This is a genomic window from Thermodesulfobacteriota bacterium (genome assembly GCA_025062045.1).
In the GTDB taxonomy this organism is placed as follows: domain Bacteria; phylum Desulfobacterota; class Syntrophorhabdia; order Syntrophorhabdales; family JANXAF01; genus JANXAF01.
On sequence record JANXAF010000005.1, the window covers coordinates 116,900 to 134,340 of the forward strand.

Below are 17,441 nucleotides of genomic sequence, written 5' to 3' on the forward strand. Positions count from 1 at the left end.
TCTAGTATTTCATAAGGCCAGGCAAAAATAGCGCTATTTCCGGCAAGAGAAAAACTACAGTTATTCCGATAATATCACAGATAATGAGGAATATTGCACCCTTGTAAATGTCTTTAATGGTCGTACCTTTCGGAGCTACACCCTGCATCACAAATAGTGTTAGTCCAAAAGGAGGGCTCTTCATAGCGATGCCCATGTTAAGAAGGGTAACGAGACAGAACCAGAGGGTATTTATATCCATCATTTTGAGAATCGGCATGAAGATGGGTAGAGTGATCATTAAAATCGACACTTGTTCCATAAAGCAGCCAAGTACAAGGTAGACAATCTGCATGATAATAACCGTCACAACTGGAGAGATCGCGTATTCCATCACAAACTGGCACAGTCCCTGAGATGCACCCGTATACGCGAGAATCTGTCCGAATGCGATTGCGCCAGTAAGTATCATGAACATCATAACAGTTATCCGAATGGTCGCAATAAGGGAATCTTTTATGATTTTAATGCTTAGTCTTCCGTACAAAGCAATGAGGACAACCGATCCGAATATTCCCAAAATGGCTGATTCGCTTGGTGTGCAGAGTCCAAAAAATATAAGCCAAGTGACAAGAAACATAATCCCGCCAAAGGGGAGGATGTATTTGACGACACTCGCGATCTTTTCCTTCCACGGATAAACCTGTTCAGAGTAATCAAGCGCACTTTCTGGATCTAGTCTTGTAACAAGCGTAACATACGCTATGTAACATCCGGAAAGAACAAGCCCGGGCAGTATTCCTGAGATGAGAAGCTTCCCTATAGATACTTCAGCAAGGGCACCAAGTATTACAGCGAAGGCACTTGGCGGAATGATCATCGCAAGTGCCCCGGAAAAACAAGAACTTATGGCCAGGTACCTTTTGTATCCTCGCCTGTACATTTCAGGAAGTAGAATGCTTCCTATCATTGCGGTAGTTCCCTGAGCAGATCCGCTTAACGCAGCAAAGATCGTAGCAGAACCTATAGCAAGGTAACAGAGCCTCCCTCTTACCCTTCCCACCCACTTGTCCAGTGTTTCAATGACATACTGAAACACGCCAGATCGGGCTATCAGCTCTCCCATAAGTATGAAGGCAGGAACAGGAATTAAAACGAAGTTGGCAACCGATGAAAACACGGTATTTGACAGCTCGATAAGTCCCTTTAATCCACCCCAGAGAAAATAGATCCCAACGATGTTTACTATGGTGAAGGCAAGAAAAACTGGGAAGCCAGCAATAAGTAGAAAAATCAGGCTTCCCAGTATCAAAAAGAGGCTTACGTACCACTCCATCTTAAGCTCTTCCTTTCTGGCTCCAACTCTCCCTAAGCTGCCTCAAGAACTCGACTGCAAGGGTAAAAAATCCGTACGCCATAATGAGGAAGAAGTAGTGTTTCCCAATTGCATAGATCTTGACAACTTTAAGCCCATCCCTGTATGCATGTACCGCGGCAAGAAAACTCGTTAAAGCAAGGATCCCCATTGCCAAAAACCCAACTAAGCTGTGGATCGTTCTAACATATGGCAGTTTTTCTCTGGATAGCACGTAATCAAGCACATCCACCCTTATATGTCCACCCTCCCTGAGAAGCCATCCCGTACCGAAGAAAGTGACGGAAAATAGGATGTATTCGATAAATTCCACATCCCACGTCAGAGGCCTATCAAAAAAGTACCTAAGTATGATCTCACAAAATTTGGTAACAACACAGATCGCCATAAGAACACAGCAGAAAAATGCAGATGCCTCAATAACCAAATCAAAGAACGTTTTCTTTTTTAGTCCTGCCATGGAAAAGCACCCTTAGGAAGTGCCGCTTTTGAGGTGAGTTTCCTAAGTTTAGGACCGTAATCAGGAGCGCTCTTTAGGACCGCCTCCCAAGTTTTTTCATAGACTAAATTTACAAATTTTTCTGCTTCTGGCTTTGGCATCTCAACAAACTCCATACCTGCCCTAAGTCGCTGTTTATCCTCCTTCTCCATTATCATCATCTGGCGCATTGTCGCTATGTATTCCATATCTTTCATGGTTTCGGAAATTACTTTCTGTGCATCTGCTGGCAGTTTCTTCCAAACGTCGAGGTTTATCATGGTCGCCGGTTCCATTTGGAACACACCGGGTAATATCATGTATTTAGTAACTTCCTGCAGGCCCCAGCTTGTCATTCCCACCCGTGGCCACATAAAACCGTCAACTACTTTCCTTTCCATCGCAGTGTGGATCTCAGTAGGCGGTATCATAACCGGAGAAGCACCGAGGGCCTGGATAAAGGGTACGTAAAGAGGCATAACCCTTATCTTCATGCCTTTAAAGTCCTCAAGCTTTGTTATTTTTTTATTGGTGTACATCATAAAAGGAATGAGGCTATGAAACCTTCCAAGGTATTTAGCGTTAACCCGCTTTTCAAAGATCTCTTCCCAGAGTTTAAAAGCACCCGTTACCCTTTCTTCCCACTCCGCAAGCTCTGTGAGTCCTTTCGCCTCCGCTTCTGGCATAAGCGGCTTCATGTACCCGAAAGGATAGTAAAGGATCATGTCTATCGTTCCTTTCTTCAAAGCACTTATCTGATCAAACGCCGCTATTACTTCGGGTCCGCCAAGCCATTTTATTTCCACCTTCCCCTTCAGTCTCTCATTTACCTTGTCGATAAACATCTGGACACCGTCGTTATTCGCATGTGGCTTAGGAAAAGCGCTTACGGCTTTTATCGTTATCTGCTGCGCGTTCGAAGATAACGCAAAAAGTGTAAATCCGACTACCAATGCGAAAATCAAGAACTTTTTCATTTGACACCCCCCAGAAGGATTTTTCTGAAGTTGAAAAGCAATTTTTATGCCTTTTATGCCGTTTTCATGCATCTCCTCCTACCAGTTGGAAAAAAAAAGACGTGTTTCCAAAAGAAACAATATATATCCAAAAGAAACGTCTTTTGTGAGCAAGGATATATGAAGGTTCATAGCCAGATGTGATATAATGACGAAAACATTCATCTTGCTCGAGGTCGATCGCATGGTTCAAGTGAGCTCTTACCATTTTGGTCCCAAAAAGATAGCCTTCATAGGGACATACGTACCACGTCAGTGTGGCATCGCAACCTTTACCAATGATCTTTTGACAGCCATAAGGATGGAGGACCCCCAAACCGAGTGTTGGGCAATTGCCTTGAACGACCTTGAAGGAGGATACCCATACCCCGAGGAGGTCCATTTCGAGATAAACCAGAATGTGCTTGCTGAATACAGGCTTGCCGCGGATTTTTTAAACGTGAACAGGGTTGAGCTCGTTCTTCTTCAACACGAATATGGAATATTCGGTGGTATAGACGGATCTTATATACTGGAGCTTTTAGGTCAGCTTAGAATGCCCATAGTAAGCACGCTCCATACCGTACTTATGAATCCCTCTCCCACCCAGTACTTCACTTTAAAGAGAATAGCTCAGTTGTCTGACAGAGTTGTGGTTATGAGTAACATCGCAGAGGATATACTTTGTAACATCTACGGGGTTTCGAGGGAAAAAATTATTGTGATTCCCCACGGTATACCGGATGTTCCCTTCGTTGATCCTAACTACTATAAGGATCAGTTCGGAGTCGAGGGAAAGAAGGTCATCCTCACATTCGGACTTCTCTCGCCAGGAAAAGGTATTGAAGTCATGATCGAAGCTCTGCCCATGATAGTCAAGGAGCATCCCGATGTGGTCTACATAATACTCGGAGCGACTCATCCCCACATAAAGAGGGAATTCGGTGAGTCATACAGGTTGAGTTTACAAAGGAGAGCAAGGGAACTCAGTGTCGACAATCACGTTATGTTTTACAACAGGTACGTAACCTTAACCGAACTTTGCGAGTTTCTTGGAGCAGCAGATATTTATGTAAGTCCTTACCTAAACCAAGAACAAGTAGTTTCGGGGACCCTCTCTTATGCGTTAGGAACCGGCAAAGCTGTGGTCTCAACCCCCTACTGGTATGCAAGGGAGGTCCTCCAAGATGGTCGGGGAAGGCTCGTACCCTTTAAAGACCCGGATGCTCTTGCAAGGGAAATAGTCTACCTGCTATCTAACGAAGTTGAAAGGCACTCCATGAGAAAAAAAGCCTACACTTTCTCAAGGGAGATGGTGTGGAAGGAGGTAGCGAGAAAGTACCTACAGCTTTTCGCGGAAGTGAAAGCAGAAAGAGAAAGTAGACCGAAGACTATCTTTACTGCCAAGATGATGAGGGAAAAACCGGATGAGGTTCCGGTTCCCAAGCTTATCCACCTTATGCGGCTCACTGATGATGTTGGCGTCATCCAGCACGCAAAATACATAGTTCCAGACAGATTTCATGGTTATTGCACTGACGACAATGCCAGGGCTTTACTTGCCGCGTTGCTCGCACTGGATATAGAGGTTAATGAAAGCAAAGAACTCCTCACTAACCTTGCTTGCACGTACATGAGCTTTCTTTATTATGCCTTCAATAAGGAGAATGGGAGGTTTAGGAACTTCATGGGTTACGATAGAAAATGGCTGGAAGAGATAGGTTCTGAGGATAGTCACGGAAGAGCACTTTGGAGTCTAGGAGAAGCGATTTATCTCTCAAAGAATTTTGAGCTAAGAGAGGTGATTATAGAGCTTTTCAGACTCGCAATTAATCCTGTTTCGGAGTTCACATCTCCCCGTGCCTGGGCGTACGCTTTGGCAGGGATCCATTACTACCTTAATGTTTTCGAGGGTGACACAGAGGTCAAGAGAATAAGGGATTACCTCGCTCTTAAACTATTTGATCTTTATGAGCAGAATGCTACCCCTGATTGGCCTTGGATCGAAGAGGTCGTTACTTACGCAAACGGAAGAATTTCGCAGGCTTTGATATTTTCAGGTTACGACATGAAAAGGGACGATTTACTATCCGCAGGGATCGAGTCACTCGAGTGGCTCATAAGTATACAGATGGAAGAAAAGGGACATTTGGTTCCGATAGGAAGCAACGGATGGTATGTGAAGGGTAAAGAAAGGGCAAGATTCGATCAGCAACCACTAGAGGCACATGAGTTAATAGAGGCTCTAAAAGCGGCTTATATGGTCACAGGACACGAAAAATGGTTGAACCATGCGGAAAGGTGCCTAGAGTGGTTTTTGGGGAGAAACGATTTGAATACTCCACTTTACGACTACACAAGTGGCGGATGTTTTGATGGGCTACAGCCAACTGGAGTGAATAAAAACCAGGGTGCCGAAGCTACTCTCTCTTGGCTTCTTTCTCTCTTTAGAATATATGAGCTTAGGAAACTTCAGGTATCTGCGCTTCCTGGAGCAGGCAAAAGAGTTGGGTCTAAAGAGGGTGAGAAGTATGTCTCATAAACCAATTGTTATTGTAAGTTCGTATCCTCCAAGACTCTGCGGTATTGCGACGTTTGCCGAGGAGGCTAGGGAATTTATAAAAAAGGCTAATCCTGACAGGGAAGTAGTGGTCATAAGTCACACTGATGGTGAGGGAGAAGGTGTTTACCCGATAATAAGACTCGACCGGGCCGATTGGTGGAAACCAGTCGCCAAATTCATAGAAAATCTCGATCCATACGTGGTTCACATACAGCACGAATACGGGCTATACGAGTACTATGACGAGCGAGGCATAGGGGACGGAAACGAGGGATTTTTAAATCTCCTTGAAGCGATAGGAGACTTTCCTATTGTTGTCGAACCCCACACAGTCCATGGGAGACTTACAGATTTTGAAGCAGATTTCATTTACCGACTCTGTCAAAAAAGCCATGTTGTACTCTTCAAATGCCACTATCAGAAGTGGAGGCTCGACTGGACATTTAAAATTAGGAATTGGATAACCCCCAGAAACATAATGGTCGTTCCTCATGGAGCAAGACCAGACAGAAGGTGGGGGATACATGAGATACCGATGATAAGACGGGAACTTGGTCTTGATGAGGTTGGACTTTCGAACCATATAGTAGGAATGGTAGGGTGGATCCAGTCAAACAAGAGATGGGATATTCTCCTTTCCATGTGGGAGGAAATCCACGATGAAATAAAAAGAATAACTGGTGAAGAGTGGGATCTTTTGGCGGCCGGCACCATAAGAGATCCTCACCATCGGAAAGACTATGAAAGCTGGAAATCTGAGCTGGAGATACTCGCAAACAAAGGTTTGGCCCATTTTTATGAGTTTATACCTAGAGGCGATCTGTACTATAAGGTCATGGCTGTCTGCGACTTCATCGTGATACCTACCATTGATGAGACACAATCCGGTACGCTTGCCCGCGTCATAGCCCTAAATAAGCCATACATCACCACCGCACCGATGGAGGGATTGACAGCCCAGACCCTAGAGAGCGAGGGTGGTCTCCTTTTCACCACAAAGGAGATGTTAAAAAAGAAAGTCATAAGATTGGCAACGGACGAGAATTTAAGGATCACTCTTGGAGAAAACCTTAAAAGATACCTAGAAAACGTTGTCTCCTGGGAAATTGTAGCAAGACAGTATAACGAGGCCTATCGTCTCGCAAGGAGATCATGTGAGACAAAAAGACCAGTGGTTTTGGATCCGGAGTTCTGATCGTGCGGATAGCGATGCTTTCACCCATCGCATGGAGGACACCACCTAGACATTACGGCCCGTGGGAATTCGTCGTCTCTAACCTTACAGAAGGATTGGTAAAGAGAGGTGTAGATGTAACACTTTTTGCGACTGGCGATTCCGTAACTTCGGCCCGGCTTATAAGTGTGGTGAAAATGGGTTACGAAGAGGACAAATCGATAATCCCTAAGGTTTACGAGTCTCTTCACGTATCTCAAGTCTTTGAACGGGCAAACGAATTCGATCTCATCCATAATCATTTCGATTATCTGCCCCTCACCTATTCAAAACTCACAAAGACTCCAGTTCTTACGACAATCCATGGTTTTTCATCTCCTGGCATACTTCCTGTTTATAAAAAGTACAATGGCAGCGTCTACTACGTAGCCATAAGCGAAGCGGATAAAAACCCTGAACTAGATTACATCGCAACGATACATCACGGTATAGATGTTGAAAAATACACGTTCTACCCCGAGCACGGTAGTTACTTACTTTTCTTCGGCAGAATCCATCATGAAAAAGGCACATATGAGGCGATCAAAATCGCAAAAAGAACAGGTTTCAAACTTCTAATAGCAGGGATAATCCAAGATCAGAGATACTTTGAAACCTACTGCGCCCCATATATTGACGGAGAAGAGATAATATACATAGGAAGTGTGGGCCCTGAAAAAAAATCTGAGATACTCGGAGGAGCTTATGCCCTTTTGCATCCCATAAACTTCGATGAACCCTTCGGACTTTCCGTTGTCGAATCGATGGCCTGTGGTACACCCGTAATCGCCATAAAAAGGGGAAGTATGCCAGAACTCATAAAGGATGGAGAAACAGGCTTTCTCGTGCAGAACGAGGAGGAATTTATCGAAAGAATAAATGATGTGAAAAAGATCGAAAGATTGGCTTGTCGTAGATGGGTAGAAGAGAAGTTCACGGTTGAAAGGATGGTGGATGACTATATTGGGGTCTATAGGAGAATCCTAAAAGAGAGAGAATTGGATCAAAGAAGGCCTTGGGGGTTTTACGAGATTTTGGCTGACACAGCTTATTATAAGGTTAAAAGGATCACGGTCTATCCAAATCATAGGTTAAGCTACCAAAGGCACAGAAAGAGAAATGAACACTGGTTCATAGTTGAAGGCCTTGCCCGCGTAACAAAAGACGGAAAGGATTATATCCTTAGAGAGAATGACCACATAGACATACCAAAAGGGAGCTGGCATCGAATAAAGAACGAGGGGGATAGAGATCTTGTCTTTATCGAGATCCAGACGGGCGAATACTTCGGCGAAGACGACATAGAGAGGATTGAGGATGATTACGGACGTTTGGGCTTGTAAGAGCAAAGGAACCGAAGACTAAGAGACCTCAAGCTTCGGAAACTCAATAACAATCGCTTTAGCCGGACAACTTGAAAAGCACATCCCGCACTCTTCGCAAAACTCCTCATCTATATTTGCCACACCTTCAAAAATAGAAATAGCTTCTACGGGACATACCGCAAGACAGCTTTCGCAGCCGGTACACAAGTCCTTAACGATCCTTGGAACCATCTAAATCCTCATCCCCAGTCGATAGCCGTCATGGATGGCGTTATGTAGCCTCCTTGGCCTTTTTGCATCGCCTATAAGATAAAACTCAATTCCTTTAGCCTCAAAGTCCCTCTTTAGCTCTTCAAAAAGGCCAAGGGCTCCTTCTCTTACTGTGTTTATTACTGTTGCGCCCTCAACTTCTACTTCTTGCGCATTTTGCGCAACCAAAAGACCCCCTCTTTTGAAAGAATAGCTCTTTGCTCCAAGCAAAACCCTCACTTTTTTTTCTTTCAAAAATCTTACCATTTTCCAGAGATAAAAAGGGTTGACATCCCTTCCCAAACGGTCGTCGCTCTCTATGATTGTTAAATCGTGCAAATTCTGCCTTAAAAGGTAGATTGCGAGGGCAAGTCCTAATCCTCTACCTCCGAGTATTATTACTTTTCCTTGAGGTTTTGCACCTTTTTCAAAGATATCTTCCGGTGTAAGGACTTCAATATCACGAGTCTCGAGCATTTTGAACCGAGCTCCGCCTGAATAAACGATAACATCGAAGTTATCTACTTCAGTCTTTTTTGAAAACTCTTTTCCAGTTAGTATCTTGACACCCGATTTCACACACTGGCGGTGAAGATAATCGACAACCCTTAAAAGTTCCTCTTCACCTTCTGCGACCTTCGCGGCAAAAAGAAGACTTCCCCCTACTTTTTCTCTTTTTTCAAAGATTGTGACATCATGCCCTCTTTTTGCGGCAACATCAGCAAACTGAAGACCGGATGGTCCTCCTCCTATTACAAGTACTCTCTTTTTCTTTTTCGTTCTTTCAAATCCGTAGTATCCCCATTCTGGTTCCCTCTCATGACCCAAAGACGGTCTAACCGTACACATTATCGGCTCGTGATAGTAGAGTCTCACAAAACACAGATTACATGCTATGCACGGTATTATCTCATCTTCCCTTAACTCCTTTGCCTTGTTCGGCAAATTCGGATCGGCTATCATCGGTCTACACACTTCCCAGAAGTCTATCTTGCCTTCTGCAATAGCCCTTTCTGGAATCTGCGGTAAGAATTGTCTAAATGCCATCATAACTGGTATCTTTACCCTTTTCTTTACCTCCTCTGCCACATAAAGCCACTTCCCCATTGGCACATCTCTAGTAATTACCGGGATTGAAGATTCGTGCCACCCCACAGTTACGCTTAAATAGTCTGCACCTGCTTCCTCGGCTATTTTGAAAGTCTCCAAACTCTCTTCAAATGTGTTGCCGCCTCTATCGTCCAAAAGTTCTAGTCCGCAAAGTCTGATTCCACAAGGTACTTTTTCTCCAACCTCGGCTTTTATTCCCTGAATTATCTCAACCATAAGTCTGCATCTTTGCCGGATATCACCACCGTATTCATCTTCCCTTTTATTCGTATACTTCGAAATAAATGTGGAGATGAGATAGCCGACGATTCCCGAGATTTCGATCATATCGAATCCAGCTTTAACTGCCCTCCTGGCCGCTTTTATATGATCGTCAATTGTTCTCTTTATATCCTCCTTCGTCATGACTTTAGGTTCCTTAAAGTACGAGAGTCTCTGAGGAACATACGAGGGCATAAGGCAATAATCTAGATCCACGCCTCCCTCTCTACCGCAGTGCATTATCTGAAGGCAGGCTAAAGCTCCGTTCTTCTTTATGACTTCTGCGAGGCGGGAGAGTCCGGGGATGAATTTGTCGTGATATATTGCAAGCATCCCTTTAAAGCCTTTCCCTTCTCCTTTTTCGTCAGGATACGCGCCTTGAGTCGTGACAATTCCTGCACCACCCTTTGCCTGAGCTTCCATATAAGCAATTTCCCTCTCACTCACGTAACCATCAGCGTATGGAAAGTTCGTCTCAGTCGCCGCGTACTTTATCCGATTCTTTGTGACAAGGTTTCCTATTTTTCCAGGTGAAAATAAATGTGGGTACTTAACGTGCATGGGCTATAATTATCACGCATAGAATTTTCTAGTCAAGATAAGTTTATAGATCCCTCCCTTGACACACGAAGGGCTATAAGGTAACATAAGAGGTCGTGGATAAACCAAAGCACCAACAATTTGCTCCCCTTAGCAATATTTGTTTCTAGAGGCCGGTCGGCCCAAATATTCAAAAGCACAAAATGGAGGTCAGAGATGGCTTTTCAAGTGGATGCAAGAGGTCTTGGCTGCCCTGAACCTTTAATCCTTACGAAAAACGCAATCGAAAAGCACGATGAGGTGGAGGTTCTTTTAGACAGTCCTTCCGCTTTGGAGAACATAAAACGGATGGCCCTTGATAAAAAACTGGAGATAAAGGTAAGTGAGGAAAACGGAACATACAGGGTATTGATAGTAAAACCAAAGACAGAGGATGCAAAACCTGAGACCGTACCGGAAAACCAAGATAAAAATACCGTTCTTGTTATTACATCCCAGGCGATGGGAAGAGGCGATGAAGAACTGGGCAAGGTCCTTATGCGGGCCTTCCTTCATACAGTTTCAGAAATCGAAAAGAAGCCCGAAAAAATCGTCCTTTACAATGAAGGGGTCATTCTTGCCAAAAAAGATTCGTCATGTTTGGAAGAACTAAAAACCTTGGAGAGACAAGGTGTGGAGATAATACTTTGCGGTACTTGCGTGAACTACTTCAAAATTAAAGAAGATATTCGAGTGGGTAGGATCTCTAACATGTACGAGATAGTGGAAGCTCTTTTTTCCGCCAAAAGGATCCTCTATCCATGAGTTACTGCTACGTACTTTTAAGCTCCATAAATTATGTTTTGGCTGCTGAAAAGATAATCAAGGAGCTAAAAATACCTTATAGCATCGTTCCTGTCCCAAGAGAGCTAAGTTCAGATTGTGGCGTGTGCATAAGAATTCGCGAAAGTGATAAAAACGTAGTCGAATCTCTCTTATTAGCCAGATTTGAAGATGTAAGAATCGAGAAAAAGTAAGTGAGATTCCCTACGAAGGTTTGATGAATTTCTTAAACTTGGCAGGGATCTGATTGAAGGCACTTGATATCTATACCAAGATACCCTTGCATCTTCCTTTTACAGTGATGTAAGATTAGAAAAAGCCGGAGTGGTGGAACTGGAAGACGCGCCGGACTCAAAATCCGGTGGAGCCTAGCTCCGTGCGGGTTCAATCCCCGCCTCCGGCATATCATTAAAAAACTAGGTCTCTTTTTGGAGCTTTTTTACATAAAGTTTAAGTTATCCTCGATTATCTCGAAAATAGATCATCTTGAATTCGAGCCAAACTTTTAAGTAAAATAAGATCGGTCTGATTTTTCTGATATTATTGAAGAGTATCGTCATGGTTAGGTACAGCAAAATTAAATGCCATCGTGGAACTGATCAAGAATTCACTGGGTCTTTAAGGATTGAATCCCTTGTCACAATCGATGAGAGGGGTCAGATGGTTCTTCCAAAAGAGATAAGGGAGAAAGCAGACATAAGGCCCGGTGATAAACTCGTTGTCATTACCTTCGAGAAGGGTGGCGAAGTATGCTGCATATCGCTTATTAAGGCGAGCAGCTTTGCTGACATGGCAAAGGACATGATAGGCCCTTTGATTGGAGGAATATTAAAAAAAGGAGGCAAATAAAAGGATGGAGAGATCAAATCTAAAAGAAATAGTGAAAACCGCGTACGGTAAGATTGCAAAAGAGGCTTCATCTTGTTGCGGTCAACACTCGGGGTGTTGTGGAAATCCGGACTTCCAAAAAGAGATTTATCGAAAAACAGGTTATTCGGAAGAGGATCTAGCCCAGGTACCTCAAGAAGCGAATCTCGGACTTGGTTGCGGGAATCCTTCTTTATACGCAGGATTAAGGGAAGGTGAAAAAGTATTAGATATAGGATCAGGAGCTGGATTCGACTGCTTTCTCGCATCAAAAATGGTGGGAAGGACGGGTAAAGTAATAGGGGTCGATATAACAAAAGAGATGGTAAATAAAGCAAAAGCCATCGCAAAAAAGGAAGGATATGATAACGTCGAATTCATCGTCGGAGACATGGAGAGTCTCCCAATCTCAGAAAACTCCATTGATGTTGTCATTTCAAACTGTGCTATAAACCTTTCCACTGATAAGGGGCGTGTCTTTGCCGAAGTCTATAGAATCGTAAAACCTGGCGGAAGAATAGCTATATCTGATACTGTGCTTTCAAAAGAACTTCCAGATTCCGTGAAAAATTCGATCGATGCTTACATTTCTTGCGTATCTGGGGCATTGATGAGGGAGGAATATTTAAGGATTTTGAAAGATAGCGGATTTTGTGACGTAAAGATAATCGAGGAGAGCTTCTTTTCTCAAGGAGAGTTTACGCCCGATAGTGTCTCTTCTTTGAGGAGTATAAGCGTTTTGGCCTTCAAACCGAAAGAAGGCTAGTTATTAAGTAAAGGACTCTACCATCGTTATTCTAGTTACGGAATCGTTGAAGGGATCTTTTTGCTCCAGTTATAATCACAGAAAGCGAGGTTGCTTATGGTAAGAACAAGATTCGCACCGAGCCCTACTGGTTATCTTCACATAGGCGGGGCAAGGACCGCCCTTTTTAACTACCTCTTTGCTCGGCATGAAAAGGGAAAGATGATTTTGAGAATTGAGGATACAGACGTTCAAAGATCGAAAAAAGAGTATACAGAGGACATAATAGAAGGACTCACATGGTTGGGAATAGAATGGGATGAAGGTCCGTATTTTCAGAGGGAAAGGCTTGAGGAGTACAAAAAATTTGCGTACATCTTACTTCAAAGAGGGCTCGCTTATAGGTGCTATTGTCCACCTGAGCTACTTGAGGAGAAGAGGAAAAATGCCATAAAGGAAGGCAAAAAACCGTCCTACGATAGGACTTGCAGGGACAAAAATCTCGATTTTGGGGACAGGCCATTTGTAATCAGGTTCAAAACCCCACTTACAGGAAATGTTACCTTCGAAGATATAATTCGAGGCAGAATCACGTTCCAATGCGAAGAACTCGACGATCTCATAATTCTAAGAAGCGACAATACACCAACCTATAACTTCACAGTCGTAGTCGATGATGCCCTCATGGGCATAACCCATGTCATCAGAGGCGACGACCACATAAACAATACACCGAGGCAAATCCTCATATACGAGGCCTTAGGCTTTAGAATTCCAGAATTCGCACACGTTCCCATGATTCTGGGAAAAGACAGGACAAAGTTAAGTAAACGGCACGGAGCGGTCTCTCTCTTAGAATACAGGAGGGAGGGTTTTTTGCCCGAAGCATTAGTCAACTACATAGCGAGACTCGGATGGGCCTATAAAGATCAAGAAATTTTCACAAAAGAAGAGCTTATAGAAAAGTTTGAACTAAAAGATGTTGGAAAATCTCCTTCTGTCTTCGATTTAGAAAAACTCATCTGGCTTAATAGCCATTACATACGTACCTTGCCTTTAGAGCTTATATCGACTCGTCTACTACCCTTTCTTTTGGAACTGGGAATAGATGTAAAGGATCGAGATTACTTACTGAAAGTCGTACGCACTCTAAATACAAGGGCCAAGACTCTAAAAGAGATGGCCCATATGGCATACTTCTACTTTAAAGACGACTACGACTTCGAAAAAGCCGCAAAGGAAAAGTACTTCACCCAAAAGGGAAAGGAGGTCCTCCTCTTTTTCCTTGAGAGTTTTGAGAGCATAGAAACTATAAGCGAGGATGGCCTCAGAGACATATTTGGAAAGGTATCGAGCGAGTTTGGGATTAAGCTTGTAGATGCGGTTCAGATTGTAAGGCTTGCAATTTCAGGTAGGCTCGCAACTCCTGGTATCTTTGAGGTCATAGAGATTCTTGGGAAGGAAGAGACGAAAAAGAGAGTCAAAAGGGCAATAGCGGAGATCGATGGATGAGGCTTATAAAGGTCGAACTTATAGGCTTTAAATCCTTCTGCGAAAAAACGGTCCTCTATTTCGATAAAGGCATAACCTCTATCGTTGGTCCTAATGGATCTGGAAAGAGTAACATAGTTGACGCCATTCTTTGGACGCTAGGGGAAAGAGGGACAAAAAGCTTAAGGATAAAAGAGATGGAGGATGTCATATTCCATGGGAGTAATGGGAAAAGAAGTGTAAACATGGCAGAGGTTACCATTCTTTTTAGTGACGAAAACGACGAGTATTCCATAAAAAGAAGGATTTTTAGGGATGGAACAAGCGAATATTTCATTAACGGAAACCAGGTGAGACTAAAGGATATCCAGGACTTTTTTTTGGGTAGCGGAATAGGACCCTTAGGTTACGCCATAATTGAGCAGGGTCGAATCGAAAGTTTCGTGCATATGAAACCCCAAGAGAGAAAAATCATTATCGAAGAAGCAGGAGGAATAACGAGGTTTAAGGAAAAGAAAGAGGATGCGGTATCACGATTAGAAGAAGTGAGATCAAACCTCGAAAGGGTCGAAGATGTTTTAGGAGAGATCGAAAATTCTCTAAAAAAAGCAGAGATCGAGCTTGAAAGGTGGAAGACTTATAAAGCTCTCATGGAGAAAAAGAGTAACATTGAGAAAGATATACTTCTCTGTGGACACACAAGGCTCAAAAGAAATCTAGAAAGAATGAATGAGAGGCTCGAAAGGATAAGAAAAAAGCTTTCTGAAAAGGAGGAACAAGAGAAAAGCCTAGAAGAGATGCTTCGCATAAAGGAGGACGAGATATCCCTCAATGAGAGAAAAGCAAAAGAGATTGAGATTCTTTTGAGCACGAAAGAAAGGGACTCCATTTTAAAGTTAAAGGAGATTGAGTTAAGAAGGGAAAAGCTCAAAGAGTTGGTAGGAAAACTGAATGAGGCAAGAAAGAAGCTAGAAAATTCCACCAAAAGACTTACCGAGCTTAAAATGGAGTTAGAAACTCTTGAGTCTTCTTACGGTCATATCTCCTTCTCACTAGAAAATAGAATCTCAAAAATGGAGAGATTAAAAAATGAGGCCACAACCATAAGAGAGGAGATTCCTGAAATAGAAACCCGCCTTGAAAGAACTAGAGGAAACCTTTTCGATGTCGTAACGAAACTTACAGAGGTCAACAATAAGTTAGTTGACCTGGAAAGGAAAATAAAAGAAAGGAAGGAAAGGCAAAGAAGGCTTAATGAAGAAAGAGCAACACTCGAAGAAAGAATTATTTCATTGAAAAAGAAGATATCTGAGCTCCGATCACAAATCGAGTCAAAAAGCGCAATTTTAGTTCAATTAGAAAAAATATCCTCTGAGCTCGAAAAGAAAATTCATGATCTACGTGGGGAAATCGCACAAAGAGAAAAAGATCTTAGCCTTATTCAAGCAGAAAAGAAAGCGAAAGAAGAGTACCTAAGAAAGCTTAAGCTTTTCAAAGAAGAAAGGGCTTCCCCAAAAAACCTCAAAAAACTTTTTGAACTTATAAAGGGAACGGAAAGCATAAATAGGATACTGGAGACTCACTTCTTGCGGGAACTAGACTCCTATGTCGTAGAAGACAAAGAGATTATGGAGATTTTGAGCCACCTAAGAGCCGGAAATAATTACATTTTCTTTCACGAAAAAGGCATCTTCAAGAGGAAAGAGGATGGTGTAGAGGTAGAAATTCGCGTCTGTTCCGATAAAAGAGAAGCACTAGAGCGGGTACTTAGAGGGGAGGAAGGACTATTCGCAAGTGATGACGCCCTAATAGATTCGAGGGGTCTTATTTTGATGAAAAAAGAGGAAAACTTTGATATAAAGGCTCAAAAAGAGAAAGCTAAAACAAAAGAGGAGATACTTCTACTAGAGGATAAGCTTAGATTGTGCCACGATGGGCTTTTGAGTTTACAAAATGAATGTAGGGAATTGTCTAAAGAACTTGAAACCAAAAAACAGAGGATCAAGATGTTAAACGATGAACTTACGAACTTCGATAGGGAAAGGTTAATAACGGAGGCGAGGCTTAGAGAAGCTGAGGAGAAATTAAAACGACTTTCCGAGTTTGAAAAGGAAAATCTTTTTGATGATGATGAATCTGAACCTGAAAGGTACCAACAACTCATCCAAAAAAAAGAAACCCTGTCTAAAACCAAAGACCAGATAGAGCGGGAGATAGTCGAACTCAAAAGGACGCTAACCGAAAAAAAAGGGCTTCTCGAATCTATAAGCGAAAACTTAAAAAAGGAAGAGATCGAGATAGAGAAGGAAAGGACAATGCTTTCCACGATCGAACTAGAAAAAAAGAGTAATACCCGACAGGTTGCCGAACTCGAAGCGGTAAGGAAGACTGCGTCCAATGAAATTCAACAGTTGGAAGCCGATCTGGCTAAAGAGAATAGATTACTTACTCAGCTACAAGCCGAGCATGAAAAATTAAAAAAGGAATGCGAGGAAAAAGAGAGGGAACTAGAAGAACTAAAAGCTCGTTTCCTGCCTTTATATAAAGAGAGAGAAGCCATCGCCAAAGAGCTAAATAGTAAAAGGACAGAAATAGAAAAGCAAAGGGGGCACCTTTTCGAGTTGGAGAAGGAGACTCTTTTAATCTCGGAAAAAAAGAAAGAGATAGAAGAGATAATAAGATCAAAGTTTGGCATCGACCCAAACAGAACAAAAATCGATCTGCAACCAGAATCCCAGCTCGAAAAGGAAAGACTTAAAGTAGAAAAAGAGATCGAATCTCTAGGGGAGATAAATTTCAGGGCCGAGAAGGATTACATTGAACTAAAAGAACGTATTGAGTTCCTAGAGAGACAGAAAGAGGATTTAAAAGGCGCGGCAGAATGTCTAAAAAGGACAATCTCCAAAATAGACACCGTCTCCAAAGAGATCTTTTTCGAAACCTTAGAGCGCATAAATGAAAAGTACAAAGCTCTAATAAAGAGACTCTTTCTTGGAGGGGATGGTTATCTAAGATATAACCCTGAGACCGACGGTGTTGAGATGTTTGCAAGACCACCGGGAAAGAAAATAACGAAGATGGAGATGCTTTCTGGCGGAGAAAAAGCACTAGTATCTTTGGCTCTACTGCTTGCATTGATACAGGTAAATCCTCCTCCATTCTGTCTAATGGATGAGATAGATGCGCCTTTGGATGAGGCTAATCTCTCATCTCTTCTCGAGATCCTAAAAGATATGAGCAAAGAAACGCAGATCATATTCGTCACTCACAATAGGCTGACAATGGAAATCTCTAACACCATATACGGCATAACAATGGAAGAGGATGGTGTTTCAAAAGTTGTGTCAGTGAGGTTAAACAACTTTTCATCAAATTCTTTTTGAAAAATGTTATTGCCTGTGCTAATTAGTTGAAAAAAAGGAGGATTG

Annotated in this window: 14 protein-coding genes and 1 tRNA gene; 10 read left to right on the forward strand and 5 right to left on the reverse strand. The window is 42.7% G+C overall.

The window, feature by feature from the left end; genetic code table 11:
• Window position 1: 1 nt before the first annotated feature.
• The 3 genes from NZ583_05330 to dctP are packed head-to-tail and all read right to left on the reverse strand — an operon-like array spanning window position 2 to window position 2,809.
• Window positions 2-1,315, reverse strand: coding sequence for a TRAP transporter large permease (locus NZ583_05330; GenBank protein MCS7281034.1), 1,314 nt, complete (start codon window positions 1,313-1,315; stop codon window positions 2-4).
• Between the two features lies 1 nt (window position 1,316).
• Window positions 1,317-1,814, reverse strand: a complete 498-nt coding sequence (locus tag NZ583_05335) for a TRAP transporter small permease (GenBank protein ID MCS7281035.1) — start codon at window positions 1,812-1,814, stop codon at window positions 1,317-1,319.
• Window positions 1,802-2,809 carry a TRAP transporter substrate-binding protein DctP gene (gene dctP / locus NZ583_05340; protein ID MCS7281036.1) on the reverse strand — a complete coding sequence of 336 codons (1,008 nt, stop codon included), beginning with the start codon at window positions 2,807-2,809 and terminating at the stop codon, window positions 1,802-1,804. The genes NZ583_05335 and dctP overlap by 13 nt, the downstream gene beginning before the upstream one ends.
• Window positions 2,810-3,032: 223 nt before the next feature.
• On the opposite strand from dctP, the gene NZ583_05345 reads away from it, so the two are divergent.
• From NZ583_05345 to NZ583_05355, 3 genes are read left to right on the forward strand one after another with little or no spacing between them, the layout of a single operon-like run.
• On the forward strand, window positions 3,033-5,369 hold the full coding sequence (locus NZ583_05345) for a glycosyltransferase family 4 protein (GenBank protein ID MCS7281037.1): 2,337 nt from the start codon (window positions 3,033-3,035) through the stop codon (window positions 5,367-5,369).
• Complete coding sequence (locus tag NZ583_05350; protein ID MCS7281038.1) at window positions 5,359-6,585, forward strand: hypothetical protein; 1,227 nt, start codon at window positions 5,359-5,361, stop codon at window positions 6,583-6,585. The genes NZ583_05345 and NZ583_05350 overlap by 11 nt, the downstream gene beginning before the upstream one ends.
• 2 nt (window positions 6,586-6,587) lie before the next feature.
• On the forward strand, window positions 6,588-7,946 hold the full coding sequence (locus tag NZ583_05355; protein MCS7281039.1) for a glycosyltransferase: 1,359 nt from the start codon (window positions 6,588-6,590) through the stop codon (window positions 7,944-7,946).
• Between the two features lie 18 nt (window positions 7,947-7,964).
• On the opposite strand, the gene NZ583_05360 is transcribed toward NZ583_05355, so the two are convergent.
• Together NZ583_05360 and NZ583_05365 are read right to left on the reverse strand one after the other, a co-directional pair.
• Window positions 7,965-8,159: a 4Fe-4S binding protein gene (locus NZ583_05360; protein ID MCS7281040.1), complete on the reverse strand. Its 195-nt coding sequence runs from the start codon at window positions 8,157-8,159 to the stop codon at window positions 7,965-7,967.
• A complete protein-coding gene (locus NZ583_05365) occupies window positions 8,160-10,109 on the reverse strand; it encodes an FAD-dependent oxidoreductase (GenBank protein ID MCS7281041.1) in 1,950 nt (649 codons plus the stop codon).
• A 195-nt stretch (window positions 10,110-10,304) separates the two neighbouring features.
• Here NZ583_05365 and yedF point away from each other — a divergent pair, with 195 nt between their 5' ends.
• The 7 genes from yedF to NZ583_05400 all read left to right on the forward strand — a co-directional run bounded on the left by yedF (window position 10,305) and on the right by NZ583_05400 (window position 17,396).
• Window positions 10,305-10,892 (forward strand): sulfurtransferase-like selenium metabolism protein YedF, encoded by a 588-nt coding sequence (gene yedF, locus NZ583_05370; GenBank protein ID MCS7281042.1) that lies wholly within the window; start codon window positions 10,305-10,307, stop codon window positions 10,890-10,892.
• Window positions 10,889-11,104 (forward strand): DUF3343 domain-containing protein, encoded by a 216-nt coding sequence (locus tag NZ583_05375; protein ID MCS7281043.1) that lies wholly within the window; start codon window positions 10,889-10,891, stop codon window positions 11,102-11,104. The genes yedF and NZ583_05375 overlap by 4 nt, the downstream gene beginning before the upstream one ends.
• 124 nt (window positions 11,105-11,228) lie before the next feature.
• Window positions 11,229-11,313: transfer RNA gene (locus NZ583_05380), tRNA-Leu, on the forward strand.
• Window positions 11,314-11,468: 155 nt separating this feature from the next.
• A complete protein-coding gene (locus NZ583_05385) occupies window positions 11,469-11,759 on the forward strand; it encodes an HgcAB-associated protein (protein ID MCS7281044.1) in 291 nt (96 codons plus the stop codon).
• 4 nt (window positions 11,760-11,763) lie between these two features.
• The gene (arsM, locus tag NZ583_05390) at window positions 11,764-12,543 is read left to right on the forward strand and encodes an arsenite methyltransferase (protein MCS7281045.1); all 780 of its coding nucleotides are present in this window, start codon (window positions 11,764-11,766) and stop codon (window positions 12,541-12,543) included.
• A 90-nt stretch (window positions 12,544-12,633) separates the two neighbouring features.
• Complete coding sequence (gltX, locus tag NZ583_05395) at window positions 12,634-14,034, forward strand: glutamate--tRNA ligase (GenBank protein ID MCS7281046.1); 1,401 nt, start codon at window positions 12,634-12,636, stop codon at window positions 14,032-14,034.
• Window positions 14,031-17,396: an AAA family ATPase gene (locus tag NZ583_05400; protein MCS7281047.1), complete on the forward strand. Its 3,366-nt coding sequence runs from the start codon at window positions 14,031-14,033 to the stop codon at window positions 17,394-17,396. Before gltX ends, NZ583_05400 begins: the two co-directional genes overlap by 4 nt.
• Window positions 17,397-17,441 lie beyond the last annotated feature (45 nt).

Coding starts and splice junctions, on each gene's coding strand:
- NZ583_05330 (MCS7281034.1), bottom strand. CDS start 1,315: ATGGAGTGGTACGTAAGCCTCTTTTTGATACTGGGAAGCCTGATTTTT.
- NZ583_05335 (MCS7281035.1), bottom strand. CDS start 1,814: ATGGCAGGACTAAAAAAGAAAACGTTCTTTGATTTGGTTATTGAGGCA.
- dctP (MCS7281036.1), bottom strand. CDS start 2,809: ATGAAAAAGTTCTTGATTTTCGCATTGGTAGTCGGATTTACACTTTTT.
- NZ583_05345 (MCS7281037.1), top strand. CDS start 3,033: ATGGTTCAAGTGAGCTCTTACCATTTTGGTCCCAAAAAGATAGCCTTC.
- NZ583_05350 (MCS7281038.1), top strand. CDS start 5,359: ATGTCTCATAAACCAATTGTTATTGTAAGTTCGTATCCTCCAAGACTC.
- NZ583_05360 (MCS7281040.1), bottom strand. CDS start 8,159: ATGGTTCCAAGGATCGTTAAGGACTTGTGTACCGGCTGCGAAAGCTGT.
- NZ583_05365 (MCS7281041.1), bottom strand. CDS start 10,109: ATGCACGTTAAGTACCCACATTTATTTTCACCTGGAAAAATAGGAAAC.
- yedF (MCS7281042.1), top strand. CDS start 10,305: ATGGCTTTTCAAGTGGATGCAAGAGGTCTTGGCTGCCCTGAACCTTTA.
- NZ583_05375 (MCS7281043.1), top strand. CDS start 10,889: ATGAGTTACTGCTACGTACTTTTAAGCTCCATAAATTATGTTTTGGCT.
- NZ583_05385 (MCS7281044.1), top strand. CDS start 11,469: ATGGTTAGGTACAGCAAAATTAAATGCCATCGTGGAACTGATCAAGAA.
- arsM (MCS7281045.1), top strand. CDS start 11,764: ATGGAGAGATCAAATCTAAAAGAAATAGTGAAAACCGCGTACGGTAAG.
- NZ583_05400 (MCS7281047.1), top strand. CDS start 14,031: ATGAGGCTTATAAAGGTCGAACTTATAGGCTTTAAATCCTTCTGCGAA.